The 15,825-nt window shown below is 46.4% G+C and carries 12 protein-coding genes and 2 pseudogenes; 10 read left to right on the forward strand and 4 right to left on the reverse strand.

Going from position 1 to position 15,825, the window contains the following annotated elements:
- Positions 1–147: 147 nt before the first annotated feature.
- Together U2F10_RS36450 and U2F10_RS36455 are read left to right on the forward strand one after the other, a co-directional pair.
- Positions 148–879, forward strand: a complete 732-nt coding sequence (locus U2F10_RS36450; protein WP_499874958.1) for a DUF928 domain-containing protein — start codon at positions 148–150, stop codon at positions 877–879.
- A gap of 451 nt (positions 880–1,330) precedes the next feature.
- Positions 1,331–3,016 carry a CHASE2 domain-containing protein gene (locus tag U2F10_RS36455; protein ID WP_499874959.1) on the forward strand — a complete coding sequence of 562 codons (1,686 nt, stop codon included), beginning with the start codon at positions 1,331–1,333 and terminating at the stop codon, positions 3,014–3,016.
- A gap of 28 nt (positions 3,017–3,044) precedes the next feature.
- Here U2F10_RS36455 and U2F10_RS36460 read toward each other — a convergent pair whose 3' ends face one another.
- Positions 3,045–4,793, reverse strand: a complete 1,749-nt coding sequence (locus tag U2F10_RS36460; RefSeq protein ID WP_499874960.1) for a ShlB/FhaC/HecB family hemolysin secretion/activation protein — start codon at positions 4,791–4,793, stop codon at positions 3,045–3,047.
- Positions 4,794–5,244: 451 nt separating this feature from the next.
- On the opposite strand from U2F10_RS36460, the gene U2F10_RS36465 reads away from it, so the two are divergent.
- The 3 genes and pseudogenes from U2F10_RS36465 (at position 5,245) to U2F10_RS36475 (ending at position 7,316) form a co-directional block, all read left to right on the forward strand.
- Positions 5,245–5,742 carry an ISAzo13-like element transposase-related protein gene (locus U2F10_RS36465; protein ID WP_499874961.1) on the forward strand — a complete coding sequence of 166 codons (498 nt, stop codon included), beginning with the start codon at positions 5,245–5,247 and terminating at the stop codon, positions 5,740–5,742.
- An 80-nt stretch (positions 5,743–5,822) separates the two neighbouring features.
- Positions 5,823–6,029, forward strand: a pseudogene (locus tag U2F10_RS36470) (ISAzo13-like element transposase-related protein); the annotation flags it as partial.
- An 89-nt stretch (positions 6,030–6,118) separates the two neighbouring features.
- Positions 6,119–7,316, forward strand: a pseudogene (locus U2F10_RS36475) (IS4 family transposase).
- Positions 7,317–7,331: 15 nt separating this feature from the next.
- On the opposite strand, the gene U2F10_RS36480 reads toward U2F10_RS36475, so the two are convergent.
- From U2F10_RS36480 to U2F10_RS36490, 3 genes are all read right to left on the reverse strand, one after another.
- The gene (locus U2F10_RS36480; RefSeq protein WP_499874962.1) at positions 7,332–7,652 is read right to left on the reverse strand and encodes a hypothetical protein; all 321 of its coding nucleotides are present in this window, start codon (positions 7,650–7,652) and stop codon (positions 7,332–7,334) included.
- A 35-nt stretch (positions 7,653–7,687) separates the two neighbouring features.
- Positions 7,688–8,470: a transposase gene (locus U2F10_RS36485; protein ID WP_499874963.1), complete on the reverse strand. Its 783-nt coding sequence runs from the start codon at positions 8,468–8,470 to the stop codon at positions 7,688–7,690.
- Between the two features lie 229 nt (positions 8,471–8,699).
- On the reverse strand, positions 8,700–9,344 hold the full coding sequence (locus tag U2F10_RS36490; protein ID WP_499874964.1) for a Type 1 glutamine amidotransferase-like domain-containing protein: 645 nt from the start codon (positions 9,342–9,344) through the stop codon (positions 8,700–8,702).
- A gap of 254 nt (positions 9,345–9,598) precedes the next feature.
- On the opposite strand from U2F10_RS36490, the gene U2F10_RS36495 reads away from it, so the two are divergent.
- From U2F10_RS36495 to U2F10_RS36515, 5 genes are all read left to right on the forward strand, one after another.
- Positions 9,599–10,465 carry a LysR family transcriptional regulator gene (locus U2F10_RS36495; protein ID WP_499874965.1) on the forward strand — a complete coding sequence of 289 codons (867 nt, stop codon included), beginning with the start codon at positions 9,599–9,601 and terminating at the stop codon, positions 10,463–10,465.
- Between the two features lie 73 nt (positions 10,466–10,538).
- Positions 10,539–13,478, forward strand: a complete 2,940-nt coding sequence (locus U2F10_RS36500) for a GAF domain-containing protein (RefSeq protein WP_499874966.1) — start codon at positions 10,539–10,541, stop codon at positions 13,476–13,478.
- Positions 13,471–14,094 carry a response regulator gene (locus U2F10_RS36505; protein ID WP_499874967.1) on the forward strand — a complete coding sequence of 208 codons (624 nt, stop codon included), beginning with the start codon at positions 13,471–13,473 and terminating at the stop codon, positions 14,092–14,094. Before U2F10_RS36500 ends, U2F10_RS36505 begins: the two co-directional genes overlap by 8 nt.
- 409 nt (positions 14,095–14,503) lie before the next feature.
- Positions 14,504–15,046: a DsbA family protein gene (locus U2F10_RS36510; protein ID WP_499874968.1), complete on the forward strand. Its 543-nt coding sequence runs from the start codon at positions 14,504–14,506 to the stop codon at positions 15,044–15,046.
- A gap of 84 nt (positions 15,047–15,130) precedes the next feature.
- Entirely contained in the window at positions 15,131–15,823 is a 693-nt protein-coding gene (locus tag U2F10_RS36515) for a response regulator transcription factor (protein ID WP_499874969.1), read from the forward strand.
- Positions 15,824–15,825: the final 2 nt, after the last annotated feature.

The following is a 15,825-nucleotide window of genomic DNA, read 5'->3' on the forward strand; positions in this document are numbered from 1 at the left end:
GCAGTTGTTTTCGTCCTACTTTGAGAAAATAGCGGTGCAATCTGTAGAGCCTCGCTAGCAAATTAGAACTTTGCCTTTAAAGAGAATGCCAAGATCTTAACTTTTGCCTATTTCATATAATTCGCCAGGGGAGCAGTTTAAAAAATCATGATGATTCGGCTTACATCAATTTTTCTTATTTCTTCTGCTATTTTATTGACACCAGTCGAAGCACTCTTTGCAGAGACTATGGCTTCATTGGTCAAGGCTACAACCTTTCAATTTAATCCACCAGATGATGGTATCCCAAGCAACACTACTGGCGGAGCATCTCGAAATTTATTTGGTTGCCGTCGACAAGAAACAGCGACTAAAGCCTCTAATATTACGCTGCTAGTTCCAAGTTCATTTATGGGATTAACAGTCTCTGCTCATCCTGAATTCTTTCTCTATGCTGAACAAACTTTAGCAAGGCAACTTTTTGTGAATATTCAAGATGAGCAAGGGGAAACTATTTATCAGGGTTATAAAACATTGCCTGAAAGCACTGGTTTAATTAGCATAAAGGTACCTGAAGAGGCTTCTGATTTGAGCTTGGAAAGCACTTATCGTATTGCTGTTGTACCTGTATGTGGAGATTCTTTGCAACCTGATGATCCTATTTTGATAGGATATGTTAAACGAGTATCGCTACCCCAATCTGTTCAAACTGCCCCTCTAACATCTACATTTGAGAAGGTAGGAATTTATGCAGAATTAGGCATCTGGTATGACACATTGATGATGTTAGATCAAATCCTACGTAGTGAACCTGCTAATTCAGATGCAGTTGTGGCTTGGGAAACATTACTCACTATAGGAGGCTTAGAAAGCTTTGAGTTAACTTTTAGTGCCCATTAATATAGGTGGTTTTTCAGAGTTGCATAGAATCTGAGTTAAGGTCTAATAAGGATTAGGCTTGTTGTGAAATAAAAAGCTGATCGGGCTAAACATATTGTCAGGCAAGAATTTCGAGCAATTTCCTGGTGCACAACTTAAATCTTTTGATAATCAAGGATTTGAGCTACTTTACCCATCGATTTTACAACAGTTCTATTTTAGAAGAGATCCAAAATACCTGAAGAGGTTTTTCATGGAACGCCTGTACGTTAGAAATATAGAGTCTCATTAAATCTGTATTCCTTAAGACTATTTCATATACAAAAAAAGTCAAGAAAAATCCTGGGTAAACTGAGCAAGACTAACAAAGCTATGACAGTTGGACTTTAGCGTGATGACCATCAGGTTTAGCGATCTACTTTTATTGAAGCAATGGCAATCTAGCCATCAAAAATCTCTGTCTCCTGGAGTAGTGTCTATTACTATTTCCTTGGTTGTTACAGCTTGTATGATACTGCTAAACTCGACAGGCTGCTTCCAGGTTTTGGAATGGTTAGTTTTTGATAGCTATTTTCGTATGCGTCCAGAGGCTGAATCGGCAGATCCTCGAATTTTAATTGTTACTATCGATGAACCTGATCTGTCTCAACTACAGCAATGGCCACTTTCGGATCAGAGATTAGCCCAGGCATTAAGTCAAATTAGCCAACATGCTCCTCGAGTTATCGGCTTAGATATCTATCGTGATTTTTCTGTTCCTCCTGGAACAGCTGCGCTAGAAACAGTATTTAGAAATACACCTGATTTATTTGGAGTTGAGAAAGCAGGTGAAACACCTGTTGCCCCTCCTCCGATCCTAGCGGAACAGAATCAGGTAGCTATGGCAGATATTCTTATGGATGATGATGGCAAGGTGCGACGAGCGCTCTTATCTATCCGTCAGCAAGGCAAGGTTCGGATGAACTTAGGTACAGCTGTCGCACTACATTTTCTGCAACATGAAGGCATTGTTCCACAACCTATACCAGGAAGTGAGAATAGTCGTTTAAAGAACGTTGTATTTCCTCGTCTACAACCAAATGATGGAGGCTATACCCATGCTGACAACAGAGGATTTCAAACCATTCTGAATTTTAGAGGACCAGATAATCAGTTTGAAACTGTCTCGATTATTGATGTTCTAGAGAACCAAGTATCAGAGGATTTGATTCGAGATCGCATTGTGCTGATTGGTTCAATCGCCCCAAGCTTAAATGATTTTGTATACACTCCCTACAACACAAGTCATTTAACAGATACCCCCCAAAGCCCTGGAATTGCCATTCATGCACACGTCGCTAGCCAGATTGTCAGTGCAGTTTTAGATGGACGTCCATTGATCCGAACATGGCCTACGGAAGCAGAGTGGGGATGGGTATTGCTATGGTGCAGTTTGGGCTCTGGCCTGATTATGATGCAGCGATCTCAAATGCACAGTGGTCTAAGAGCGTTCTTATCCTTGATGATTCCAATTTTGGGGCTAAGCTTTAGCGTATTTATTGTTAATGGTCTATGGTTTTTTAACGGATGGTGGGTGCCTAGCCTGCCAGCCCTGTTAGGACTCATTACATCGGCCATTATTGGCTTAACCGCAAGCAATTTAAGACTGATCAAGGATGCCTATGTGGATGGCCTGACCAATGTACTAAATCGAAGAGCTTTTAATCAACACATGGCCGATGCTCAGAGAAAGTTGAAAGATATTGCCATCATTTTATGTGATGTAGATTTTTTCAAAAACTTCAATGACTTTTACGGCCACCCGATGGGGGATGAGTGTCTTCAGAAGGTGGCCAAAGCTATTCAACAGGCTGTTCGAGCACAAGATATTGTGGCCCGTTATGGTGGGGAAGAGTTTGCTGTTATCCTCCAGGTTACATCAACTGAAAAAGCATGTGAGATTGCCGAACGTATGCGTGAGAAAGTACACAGCTGTCAAATACCCCATGCTCAATCTCAAGTGAGTTCATATGTAAGTATCAGCTGTGGGGTAGCGATGTATTTTGCAGACAGCAACAGCTCATTAACAAAAGTCATGACTCAGGCCGATAAAGCACTATACAGAGCTAAACGTGCTGGTCGTAATAAAATTACTCTTTTTAATGGTGATCAGTGCTGATGGATTTAATCCAATTGTCTTCTCATCTCTAGAAAAGATGAGCATTGACAGCAAACAGGAAGCCAGATTCTTGCAGGGTATCTCCACTATTATTGTCATTCGCTAAGGGCACAGCGTAATCGAGTCGGGCTGTAAATTTGTCGTCAATCTGAAAGATTAATCCTGCACCGATAGAGGCCAGATGTTGTGCATCCAAGGGTTGATTATCTTGATTCCAGCCAAAACCATAATCAACAAAAGGGGCTAGGGAAATAGTGACATCTTGCTCTGGCCAACGCATAACAGGAGTTTGGAGTTCCAGAGAGGCAAGAACTCCGTTATCCGATAAGATTGTATCTTTGCGGTAACCTCGAACATTGTTAGCACCACCTAGGCCAAATAACTCTGAAGAGACTAGGGCATGATCAGAAATTTGTCCAGCAACTCGGCCAATTAGGAACCAGTTTGGGGCAAATCTCTGGAGCCAGAGTGCTTGTGCCTGCCAGGAAAAAAACTCGGTGCTTGGTTCAGTTAGGTCAGGATTATCAGTTGTTCCCAGCCAGTCTGTCCCAAAATTTAATTGGGACTTTACAAAGATTAATTGGTTAGGTGTTCGATGCTGCCATTCTTGGCTAAATTTCAAAATTGTTAACCGGGTAAGCCCATCTTCTGTGGCTCCAGAACCAGGGAAACCGAAGGGAGTTTTTAAGAGATCAGGGGGCTGAATAAAGCTTCGACTAGTTCTTTGCTCTAAATGAAACCCAAGGGTAACTTTATCTTTTGGAGTTTCTAAGATCGGTTGACTAATACCAGCAGACCAAATATGGGCTTCAGACTCTGGGGAAATCAAGGAAAGCGGCGATTCTAAAATTTCACTACTGGTAAAGGTGTAGCTTAAATCGAGACTGCCATTATAAGGATTGATTGGCAAATGATAGTCTGCTTCAAAAACATTGCTATTGCCGGCATGTTGATAGGTAATTGCAAAAGAATCACCATAACCACTGAGATTTTCTTCTACAGCTTCAATTTTTTGCTGAAAAGTTTCGAGTAAGGGACTTTCAGCATTGTTCAGCTCAACATTCACTGAAAATGTTGAAGCTTCTTTGATCTGAACAACCAGCATATTCTCACCCGGTTTTGGAGTAGCCACTAGCTCTGCAGAGATAGTCTCAATGATAGGGTTCAGTTGCAGAAGCTGGAGTGTCTCGAGCAAGTTTGAAATATTAACAGGGGCACCTGTAGCAAGACCAATACGACTCTTGATATAATTTGGCTTAAGCCGTGCAGCACCTTCTACCTTAATCTCAGCCAGTCTGCCTTCTAAAACTTGAATTGTGACTATACCCTCTTCAACAACTTGGTCAGCAGGAATAAATGCGCCTGATGAGATATAACCTTGGTCGACATAAAGTTGAGTGATGACATCGCATACCTCTAATAATTCGTTAAAAGTTAGGGGGCGATCACGAAATTTATCCAGAAAAGCTGAGAGTTCTGCCTGATCGAATACGGTACTTCCCAGAATATTAAAATGCCTAACAAGAACAACCTCCTCAGTTGTGGTTGGAGAAAACCTTATTTCGTCTGAGAGGGAAGACTCAGGTATAGAACGTAACAAATCTTCTGGATTTTGAAGATGTTCTACACCTGGTGGAATTGCTGGTAAAGGCGCAGGTTTATCCGCAGGAAGCGGTAGCGAAACTGATGGAATCTGAGCAACTTGTATCTGATGTGTAGAGATCGCAGGCTGAAAATTGGCTTCAGACACAGTAGGAGCACCAACGATAGCTGCCATTCTTAAGATAGATGTTGTTGTTAATACGAAGGGAGACACAAGGATGGCATTGACTACACAATGTCTGATGGTGTCTACACTGTAGACTGAACTATCGGGATTAGGATGGGCGATATCACCTATATCCAATTACAACAAGAGTTTGTATGTCAATAGCCCGGACACAATAAGGAGATTTTGGACAGAGAAGCTGCCCGCCGTGTAGGGTGTCATTACCAAACAAACACGTCAAGCGGACAGCTGATGGACACTATAGTACAAGCTCTACTGCGCAAAGTAGGCCGTTTAGCAAACCTCGTCGACAATTTTTAATCACCCTGTTTACGACGATTCATCTGATGTGTGGGAAGGTGACCTTCACGAACCTGAGTCGCTATAGGAATAAGGACTCTATAACTTCCAGGTTTACTAAAAGTAGATAAGATGGCAAGACAGCTGTCTCATTATCGTTATGGTAGCCCCGTATCCCGAGGAAATAGAAATACAGATGCAACGCTATTATCACTCGCTGTCAGAAAAGGATCGTCGACGATATGCGGGTATCGAAGCGTTGAAACTAGGCCATGGCGGGATCCGTTACATGAGTTGTCTCCTGGGCTGTGACGATAAGACAATCAAGCTGGGAATGTCGGAATTGACAGATGAATCAGTTCTCCATGAACCTGGTATCCGTCGTGCGAGGGGTGGGCGAAAATCGTCATTCGAGGTGTTCGAAAACTTGGATGACGTCTTTTTACGAGTGATTGCACCGCATACGGCGGGTTCGCCGATGGATGAGCAGATTAAGTGGACGAATCTGAGTCGACCTAAAATTGCCGAATTGCTGGCAGCAGAAGGCATCAGTATCAGTGTGACCGTGGTTGATCAACTCCTCGAAAAACACAACTATCGTCGCCGTCGGATGCGCAAGACCCTATCAACGAGGAATCACCCCCAACGTAACGAGTAATTTGAGAACATTAAACGGCTACGAGAGGAGTACGAAACGACCGGCAACCCCATCCTTAGCATGGATACCAAAAAAAGGAATGGATAGGTCCGTTTTATCGGGAGGGTTACAGCTACAACACCGAGGTCATCGCTGTCTACGACCATGACTGGCAATCCTTGGCAGAAGGAGTAGCCGTCCCCCATGGGTTGTATGACCTCAAGCAAAACAAAGGGTACGTCCAAATTGGTACCAGCCGGGACACCACGGAGTTTGCCTGTGATTCTATCTACCCCCTTACAGGGTGACAAGGAACTTACAGCCTATATTTGGCAATGATTTGAGAAAATAGGAAGGCAAAAAAATAGGGGACTATGAATCCCCCACAAAAAATAAAATGTTGCCTTCAGTATACCCAACCATCTGCCGTAAGCATCTGAGCGAGCCGCAGTATCTAACGCTAGAGCTGGTGTTACTTTTGATACAAGCGCATCGTCAAGTCACGCTCGCTACCTTAGCCAGTCTATTTCCTCACCCGATCAAATATGCGAGTCGTAAACGGAACCTACAGCGGTTTTTAGTCCTCCCTCGTCTGAGTCTTACCGTGTTGTGGTTTCCGCTAATCAAATATTGGATTCGCCAAGCTCAAACCGGTCATTGTCTCAATCGAGATCAGCGTCGTCGGTTAAAAAAAAGCTCATCAGAAGTATGGGTATTGGTTGATAGCGATAGACCGAATGCAATGGAAAGGGCGTAATCTGTTTATGGTGACCCTGGTATGGGGTACCCATGCATTACCGCTCTATTGGGAGCTATTAGACCATGTAGGCAACAGTGATCTGAGGACCCAAAAACGAGTCTTAAAAATTGCTCTGAAAGTATTGAAAAACTACCCAACGTTGGTGATAGGAGACCGAGAATTTCATAGTCCTAAATTGGCCGAATGGCTGGACCAACAGGGAGTATACTTTGCCTTACGTCAGAAAAAAGACTTCCATTTCCAACAACACCCTGGTGACGAGTACGAAGTCCTCAAAGACCAAGGATTCAAGCCAGGCATGTCTCAATTTTATGTCGGCATTAGAGGGAACAAAGGAGACGGATTAGGTCCCTTTAATCTGGCTGTTTATTGGAAACGTAAGTACCGCAAGCAGGGTCCGAAAGACCCCTGGTATATCCTGACAAATCTCCCCACCCTCAAGCAAACCTTAAAAATTTACCGTTGTCGCTGGGGAATAGAACAATTTTTCAAAGATTGCAAAACCGGGGGCTATCATCTGGAGGATACCAAGGTGAACGACCGTCGCTTTTTAGCCTTGGTGGTGGTCATTGTGCTCGCCTATAGCTTGGCTACGATGCACGGACAACGCATGCAAGCATTACGGATAGACGAGTACGCTGGATGTATCAAAAAGCACTCAAACAAGGCTCCCTATCACAGTGATTTTAGCTTGGGTTTGTATGGGCAACGGTGGATAGTTGCCATGGATATATGGGTTGATTGGGCCTTGAAGTTGATCGCTCTCAAACCTAATAAACGACTCTATTTTCAACGTGGTTTTCTCGCTCTGTCCCTTATGGAACATGTTTTATAGCTACGCTGTCACCCTTTAAGCTGCCTGCCGTTTTCTCAGCAGTTGTAAGAACTCATCAGCTAGTTCAACTAACAGTGCTAAGTCTTCATGCTGCTTGACTAACTTTTCTAGTAGTTCAGTCTCTTCTGCCTGCCGGTTCTCTGGTCTGAGCACAACTAAGTAGGCGGCTTGACGTGGGGTGAAGGGTGGTGTCTGCGGATCAACCACTTTTGGTAGCGCTTGATTGACTTTAATCCTGACGGGCGGTAATCCTTGAGCTTCTCGCAATCCACTGATATAGCGCTGCAGGGTACGAAGTGAACCTTCAAACCCACAGGGCTTGAGTAATGTTATCAAGACGCTAGGCTCTCTGATGCCTGCATTCCACCACTCTAAAAGCTGTTGCTTATACGGGTCGAGTACACTCCGTCCAAACGTGGGACGACGAGCGGGTAGTTCTGGAAAATCTGGTAACCGCTGTAGCGTTCAACCGTCTTGAGACTGACGCCAACCTTCTGCGCAGTAGCAGTTTGAGTCCATCCCTGCGCTCGCAAGGCTTTAATAGTCTTCTGTTGTTCTATCTTTCGTTGTTGGTTCTGCCGTATTCGTTGCTGCGACTTTTCTGTGGCGGTTGGCTTGGTGATAGCTAGGACGGTTTTTTCAGGGGCCTCGACAACAGTGGCTTGATGTTGTGATTGTTCAGCTGCGTTTAGCTCACTTCGGTAGCTGCCAAACGCTTTCTCTAAGGTTTCACTTAAGTTCTTGACCAAGTGAAAGCGATCCGCGACTTGGATGGCATCAGGGGCACCTTCGGTCATCGCACGTTTGTAGGTTTTGGAGCGGTCACGCGATAGCACGTCTACGCCCGGATGCGCTTCTAGCCAGGCGACTAACGTCTCTGCTTTACGGTCTGCAAGGAGAGCAATTGGCTGATGTGTTTCTAAATCAACCAGAATCGTGCCGTAATTATGGCCTTTGCGGACAGCAACGTCATCGACACCCAGCACTTTGGGCGTCTGAAACTCCGGTAGCTTGAGCTTACCGAGTTGGTTCAACAGCGTACTGCCGCAGCTAGCATAGCCAAGGCAATTGCCTAATCGAGAACCAGCTGCTCCCCCGAGGGCTATCCCGATTGACTGCAACCGCTGTACAAACCTGACTGTCTGTGATGACACCAGATGCAACAATTTGAATGCTGGTCAGGGTTTCACAAAAAAAGACATTAGCCAAAACCGTTGTTGCCATGATGCGAATACCGGAAACAACAGGGATAGCAGATGATACTGGCAAATTTTGCAAAGCCTGGGTAAACAGCACTAAATGGGGTGCTGAAGGTGGGCGGGGCTCCGTGAGGAGCTTCGCCTAGCTAACTGCAGCACCCCGTGTAGTAAAAACACCAGGATGTTATGCGTTACTGTTAGCTCGAAGCAAGATAGGTTCGCCAAATAGATAAACCTGATTGTTAAGAACGATTATACCCTCCTCGTCATTACACAAGTAGATGTCATGACCCCGCTGTGCCACAAGCTTGTGTGCTCTCTGGAGTTCTGCCTGCTGCTTTGTTGCATGGGGTGCAAACATAAAGCTAACTAAGCCAAGCGATGAGAAATCACCAAGTCCAATGTGGTTCACATCACCACAAAGGGTGGCGGACTCTATCGTTGGTGTAAGCAGCATTGCCCCCGCACTCACCCCAATAAAGACACCATCCGATTGAGCAAACTCGATCATTTTTTTACCTAAACTGCGAGATTTCAGTGAATGAAGAAAACGATAGGTGTTGCCACCGGATAGATGAACAATCGGTTTGCTGAATACCCTATCCATTAGAGTTTCATCAAACCCATCTTCAAAATCAATGTAAGTATCAAGATTGACCCCTATGGATTGGTAGACATCTCGCGCCTTGTTGAAGAAGTATCGCTCCATATCTGGCTGAGATGCTATAAATGCTGCTGAGATGTCTTTAAGTGATAGGGATTCAACTAGAAACCTAATTGCGGTAGCACCGCCTTCAGTTTCCTGGTTACTAAGAAGAACCCGTTTCATTCACATACTCCTTTAAGGTGTGCCGCGTAACGGTAAAAGCAGTTATATGGCTGATAACTTTAACAATCTCACCAGTGACTCTAGCCCGCTCTTTGTTTTGCAGTGTTGGACGGCTGGCATTACCAGTTTACAACTAAGTTTTGAATCTGAGATTTAGCTTTGTTTAATCCCCGCTGTTTTGCTGCATCTCCTAAATTTAATCCATCTGCATTAATGAATTGAATGTTAGTCGTTCGTCCCCCTTCCCCGCTGCAATGGATCGCTTTAATGACCTGACTTTATTTGTACGAGTCGCTCAGGTGCTGAGTTTTTCGGAGGCAGCTCGACAGCTGGGCATGTCGCCATCGAGGGTAAGCCGAGCAGTGCAGCGACTGGAGGAACGGTTAGGCGTGTGCCTGTTGCAGCGGACAACGCGGAGTCTATCGCTAACGCCGGATGGAGCGGTCTATTTTGAACGAGGGCTGCAAATTCTAGAGGAGTTGGAAGAGTTGGAGGTAACCTTATCTCAGACTCGATCGGTACCCAGAGGTGTGCTCAGAGTTGATTTGTCAGCGGCCCTGGGACGCATTCATATTGCTCCGGCCTTGGCGAAGTGGGTGATGCAGTATCCCGAACTACAGGTGAAAGTGTCTCTCAGCGATCTCATGATCGATCTCAACGAAGAGGGCATTGATGTATCCGTGCGGGTGGGGAGCAGTCCTGACAGTCGCTTGATTGCCTATCCTCTGGCCAAGGTGCCGTTTACAGTCTGCGCCGCCCCGGACTATTTGGCCCAGCAGGGTCGCCCAGAAACCCCGGCAGATCTGGCTAGTCATAACTGTATTAACTTTGTCTATCCCCAGTCGGGGCGGCGATTCGAGTGGTTGTTCGAGCAATCCGGTCAGCCTTTTGAGCATGCCGTGACCGGGAACCTCGCGTTTGATAGTATCGGGGCGATGTTAGAAAGTGCGATCGCATGCGCAGGCATTATTCAGGCGCATGACTACATTGTGGGCAAAGCCTTGCAGGACTACTGGAACCGCTACTGGCAGAGTACAAAGCTGAAGGGAAGCCGATTACCGTGGTGTACCCACAAAAGCGCTATCTGTCTGTCAAGGTTCAGGTATTCATCACATTTATGAAAGCGCTAATGGCCGATCTGCGAATGCAAAACATGGTCAGTTAAGCTGGTTTTGGATATCTACAAGGCCCATTATGCCCCCATCAATTGCTGATCTCCAACGGGAAAATGAGCGCTTAACGACGCAATGCCAGCAACTTGACGCTGAACTTACGGAGCTACGACAGCGCTATGAACGGGGCCGTCAATCAGAAGCTCGAGATCATGCCGCTGAGGAACGGGCTAAGCTGCTGTCTACCGTGGCACAAGTAGCGAATTTGCTATTGCGATCTCAGGACTACACCACCGTTTTGCCAGACGTTGTCCGTCTGCTAGGGGAAGCGGTAGGGAGCGATCGCTGTGCGATTACGCAGGAAGTGTTGGGCAACACAGATCATCTGTCTCGGGTGCGATTGCTCAATGAATGGCATGGAGAAGGCATACTCAGTGTGTTGAAGGGATCACCAGAGTTTTCGCCAGGTGTTGAGATTGATATACCCGCTAGCTTTCATCAACCGCTATTGAGAGGGGAATCGGTCAATTTTGTGGTGGCCGAGTTGGAAGAATTGGCTTGGAGGGAGTTTTTTGAGGCGCACCACAACGTTGCGATGCTGATTGTGCCGATTATGTTGTCAGAAGACTGCTGGGGGCATATTGGCTTTGATAACTGTCAGGATGCTAGCCTATTTGACGAAGCGGAAATTGCCATCTTACAGGTTGCAGCAGAGAGTATTGCTGCTGCAATTGAGCGACAGCAGCAGGACGAAGCACTACGAAAATCAGAGAAACGTTATCGCACCCTGTTTGAACTGAGTAGCGAGGGCATCTATCGAGCTGAGTTTGAGAAGCCTGTTCCCCTTTCCCTATCGGTTGATGAACAGGTAGCCTGGCAGTACCAGCATTTCTATGTAGTAGAAGCCAACACTACCTATCTGGAAATGTACGGACTAGACAGCATAGAATCTCTCCAGCGACTTAGGCTAACCGACATCCATGTTGAAGGCTCTGAAAAAAAACTAGCCTTTATGAGAGCCTTGGTTGAAAACGATTGGCGTATTCGTAATTACGAAAGTGAAGAGATCGACTCTACAGGCAATCTTCATTATTTCCTTAATAACATTGTGCCAGATATACGTGACGGCTACGTCTACGGTAACTGGGGCACTCAGATAGATATCACAGAGCTACGGCAAGCCCAGCAATCACTTCTTCAAGCAGAGCAAGAAAGAGCCCAAGAGCTAGAACGGTTCAATGCTGAACTACGGCAGGCATTGGAGCAGTTGCAAGCGCGCGATTGCATCCTAGAAGCCACGGCTGAAGCGGCCAATGCGCTGCTGAGTACAAATAACCTAGACAATGCCGTAGACACAGCCCTGCAAATCATTGGTCAAAGCTTGGATACCGATCGCGTTAACATTATTGAAATTGAGCCATTTAATCAAAGTTCAAATTTATCTCAAGTCGGCTGGCAAATTCTGAACGAGTGGACGTCTACTTTTACCGTTTCTCAGTGCTCACATCCAATCTACCAACAGGGAGACCATACCGGGATTGAAGAATGGCTAACACTCTTTAGTAGCGGCCGAAGCGCCAGCTTTTCATTAGAAGAACTACCTGAACCGTTCCGCTCTGGCCAGGCTGAGATCGGTGTGAAAGCGTATTATACTGTGCCAATCTTTTTGGAAGGACACTATTGGGGCAATCTGGGCATCGACGATTGCCGTGAGGCGAAACACCGTGATCCGGCGGAGCTAGCCGTTTTGAAAACTGTTGCAGCCTGTATCGGCAGCGCCATTGAGCGAGATCGCACCCAAAAAGCTATTTTGCAGGGCCAGCAAGATCGCGTTGCCGAACTTGCAAAAACCAATCAAGCGCTCAAAAACAGCCTAGATAGACTGGCGGCTAATCCTGACCTAGACGCCTTTTTGGGTTATGTTCTCACCGAAATCTCTCAACAGTTTGACGGCAAAGTAGCAACGCTGTATCGTTTTGACCTAGTCCAACAGACCCTAAATCTACACCATTGGGTGGAACGGGGAAGCATATATGTTCAACAAGATCTACATCGGTTCGGGCCGCTAGCTGAGCCCATCTCAGTCGCTGGCAGTACCGCGTGGGCGTTTCTGCTCCAAAATAAGTTCCCTCTGGTGATTAACCACGAAAATGCCTATGAGTACATGTTTCCAGGCACCGCAGACTGGCAGTTTGACTGGGCTGAACAAGAAAATTTACGTTCGGGCATTAACATTCTGCTCAGTTCCGGCGAGACGCCACTGGGATTAATCTGTATGTTCTCTGCCAATCGTAGCGAATTTACATCTGAAGAGTTAGAAATTGCCCAGTCCCTCTCTCACCAGGCGACCCTGGCTATCCAACTTACTCGTCTCGCCGATGAAGCACAGCAGGCGGCAATTCTGGGCGAGCGCAACCGACTGGCCCGCGACATTCATGACACCTTAGCCCAGTCCCTCGGCGGTATTGTCTTACATTTGCAAGCGGCTGACAGCATGTACACAACTGATCTGCACGACAAACAGACCCACTTCACGCAAGCGCGTCAGCTTGCAAGACAGGCCCTGAGCGAAGCGCGGCGTTCAGTACAGGCTCTGCGCCCACAATTGCTAGAACAGGCGACGCTTGATCAAGCTCTCAATAGCTTGTTGGAGCAGCTCACTCGCAATAGTCCCTTACAGACTACTTATCACCTGCACGGTAATCCCTATCGCTTGCCCCCTGATGTGGAAGAGCATCTACTCCGCATCAGCCAAGAAGCCATTACCAATAGTTTGCGCCATGCCCAGGCAACTGAACTGGTCGTTGACTTTACCTATGAGCCACGCCAGGTGCAGCTCCAGATTCAAGACAATGGTCAGGGTTTTGATACGACTCTCCCCAACTTTGGCTATGGTCTCATTACCATGCAAGAACGAGCCCAGCAAATCGCGGCCCATCTGGATCTCAGCAGCCAGCTGGGTCAAGGTACGATAGTACAGATCACTCTCCCAATTGCCACCGCCGGAGCCTTCTATGACTGATGCTGTGATCCGTGTTTTAATTGCCGACGACCATCCTGTCGTGCTGCATGGCCTCGCCGCAATTATCGGTCGTCATCCTCAGATTGCCGTCGTGGCTCAGGCCAGCAATGGTCGCGAGGCAGTCTCACTCTATCGCCAGCATCAGCCCGATGTGGCTTTGATTGACCTCCAGATGCCAGAGATTAGGGGCATTGAAGCAGTCGCCATGATTCGGTCAGAGTTTCCCAAAGCGCGAATTATTGTGCTCACAATCTATGACACGGACGAAGATATCTATCGGGGGTTACAGCTAGGGGCCATGGCCTATTGGCTCAAAGATACCCCACCCGAGGAAATCATTGAGGGCATTTTGCAGGTTGCCAGAGGAGAGCAGTGTATTCCGACATATATTGCCAATAAGCTAGCGAAGCGCCTGACTCGCCCTTCTTTGACGAAGCGTGAACTTGAAGTTTTGAATCTGATTGTACAGGGGCAAAGCAATCGTGAGATTAGCCAGAGTCTGATCGTGTCTGAAGGTACTGTACGTGCTCACGTCAATAACATTCTGACCAAGCTAGAAGTGCGCGATCGAACACAGGCTGCGACCCTAGCTATCAAACAGGGTCTCTGTAGCTAACGTCATGTCCTAACTAGGAGACTTCAACGACGGAATTCGGTGGAAATTGGCTCTATTTTTTGGATATACCTCCTGAAAAACAGTTGCAGTCACTGGGTGGTCACGATCCTGAGACGGCCTGAGAGACAATCTCAAGGTCACTGATCCGCACAGGTGATGTCCACCCTAGAGCAGGTACAAGTGATCTTTGGCATCGCCACCAATTTTGCACAGGACAGTTGTGCAATCTAGTCAAAGCTCCATGGGTGAAACTAGCCAAAGGTTCAGTATTGAGATTGGTCATTTGGCCTAGTTAAAAACCCACGCTCTGACTAATAGAGACACAGGTTTAGTTTCAATATACTGTGGCTTATCGAGTAGTTCGTAGGGCAATGCTAGGTTCCGATAAGGTTGAGAGGAGATCAATCAGATGCTGCTAGTAACTCCCGTCAGCGATCGAGACCATATTCGAGGCAGTCAAATTGCTGTCATGACGGTGGTGAAATATGGCGACTATCAATGCCCTCGTTGTCAGCAGGCCCATGGTGCAATTCAGATCTTTCGCGATCGCTTAGCGGTCATTGATCCGAAGTTGTATACTTCTCTACGCTTTGTGTTCCGCCATTTTCCCGTTGTCCCCTTACATCCTTTTGCTCAGTATGCTGCCGAAGTCGCCGAGGCTGCCGGTGCCCAAGGCCAGTTTTGGGCCATGCATGACTATCTGTTTGAGCATCCTTTAGAGCAGGGGAATGGAGCCCTATTTGCGTTTGCCCATCGATTGAAGTTAGATGTTCATCGCTTTGAGCAGGAGGTCGCTGAACACACCCATCTTTCACACATTCAAAAAGATATTGCCAGCGGTATTCAAAGTGACGTGAATGGTACGCCCACCTTCTTTATCAACGGCCATCGATATGACGGTGATAACAGCCCGCAAGGTTTATGGACTGCCATTAAGTGCGCCAGTCAGTAATTGAAAATTGTTTGTTTTTGTTAGCGATCACATTCGCAAAAGTCTTCCCAAAGTAGAGTGGTCTCGTTCAAAATAGTGAGTCATATGCAATCTCATATCCTTTTAATTAATCTTCAGGCGACACTGGCTGCTTCTTTAGAAAAGGTCTTATGTAAGCAAGGCTATCGAGTGAGCCAGATGAGAGAGACTATTCCAGAACCTATTCAGGTACAGCAGTTTTATCCTGATTTACTCATCATGATGTTGCCAGATGCTGATAACGTTGGCTTAGCGCCCTGCCGTAGATTGTTTGCTTTCTTCAATGCGATTCCGATTATGCTGCTGGGGCATCACGATCACGAAACTCGTGTTGAGAGTCTTAATGTTTGTGCTAACGACTATTTGCTGATTCCGTTTGCGATGGAAGAATTTCTGGCGCGGGTCAGGGCAAAGATGTGGCGAGTGAGTTGGGCTCAAAAGGATGAACTGTTGGTAACGCAGGATTTGCAATTGGATACGCAATCTCGCGAAGTCTATGTTGGAGATCGCGCCATTGAGCTGACTAACAAAGAGTTTGACTTACTGAAGTATCTGATGAGCTATCTCCGACAGGTGATGACCCATGAACAAATTGTAAATGAAGTCTGGTCTGGTTCTCTCTTGATGGATGAGAACAATATTGTGCAGGTGTATGTGAGATCGCTGCGTCAAAAGCTGGGCGATGCCAAAGACCTAATTCAAACCGTGAGGGGAGTGGGGTATATGTTGAAAGCGCCTGCTGCGTCGATGACCGAGTAAAC

Source organism: Leptothoe sp. EHU-05/26/07-4 (assembly GCF_043421015.1).
GTDB lineage: Bacteria > Cyanobacteriota > Cyanobacteriia > Phormidesmidales > Phormidesmidaceae > Leptothoe > Leptothoe turfae.

What these genes read in the sequence shown, in the direction of transcription:
- U2F10_RS36450 (WP_499874958.1), top strand. Translation starts at nt 148, where the DNA reads ATGATGATTCGGCTTACATCAATTTTTCTTATTTCTTCTGCTATTTTA.
- U2F10_RS36460 (WP_499874960.1), bottom strand. Translation starts at nt 4,793, where the DNA reads ATGGCAGCTATCGTTGGTGCTCCTACTGTGTCTGAAGCCAATTTTCAG.
- U2F10_RS36465 (WP_499874961.1), top strand. Translation starts at nt 5,245, where the DNA reads ATGGTAGCCCCGTATCCCGAGGAAATAGAAATACAGATGCAACGCTAT.
- U2F10_RS36490 (WP_499874964.1), bottom strand. Translation starts at nt 9,344, where the DNA reads ATGAAACGGGTTCTTCTTAGTAACCAGGAAACTGAAGGCGGTGCTACC.
- U2F10_RS36495 (WP_499874965.1), top strand. Translation starts at nt 9,599, where the DNA reads ATGGATCGCTTTAATGACCTGACTTTATTTGTACGAGTCGCTCAGGTG.
- U2F10_RS36500 (WP_499874966.1), top strand. Translation starts at nt 10,539, where the DNA reads ATGCCCCCATCAATTGCTGATCTCCAACGGGAAAATGAGCGCTTAACG.
- U2F10_RS36505 (WP_499874967.1), top strand. Translation starts at nt 13,471, where the DNA reads ATGACTGATGCTGTGATCCGTGTTTTAATTGCCGACGACCATCCTGTC.
- U2F10_RS36510 (WP_499874968.1), top strand. Translation starts at nt 14,504, where the DNA reads ATGCTGCTAGTAACTCCCGTCAGCGATCGAGACCATATTCGAGGCAGT.
- U2F10_RS36515 (WP_499874969.1), top strand. Translation starts at nt 15,131, where the DNA reads ATGCAATCTCATATCCTTTTAATTAATCTTCAGGCGACACTGGCTGCT.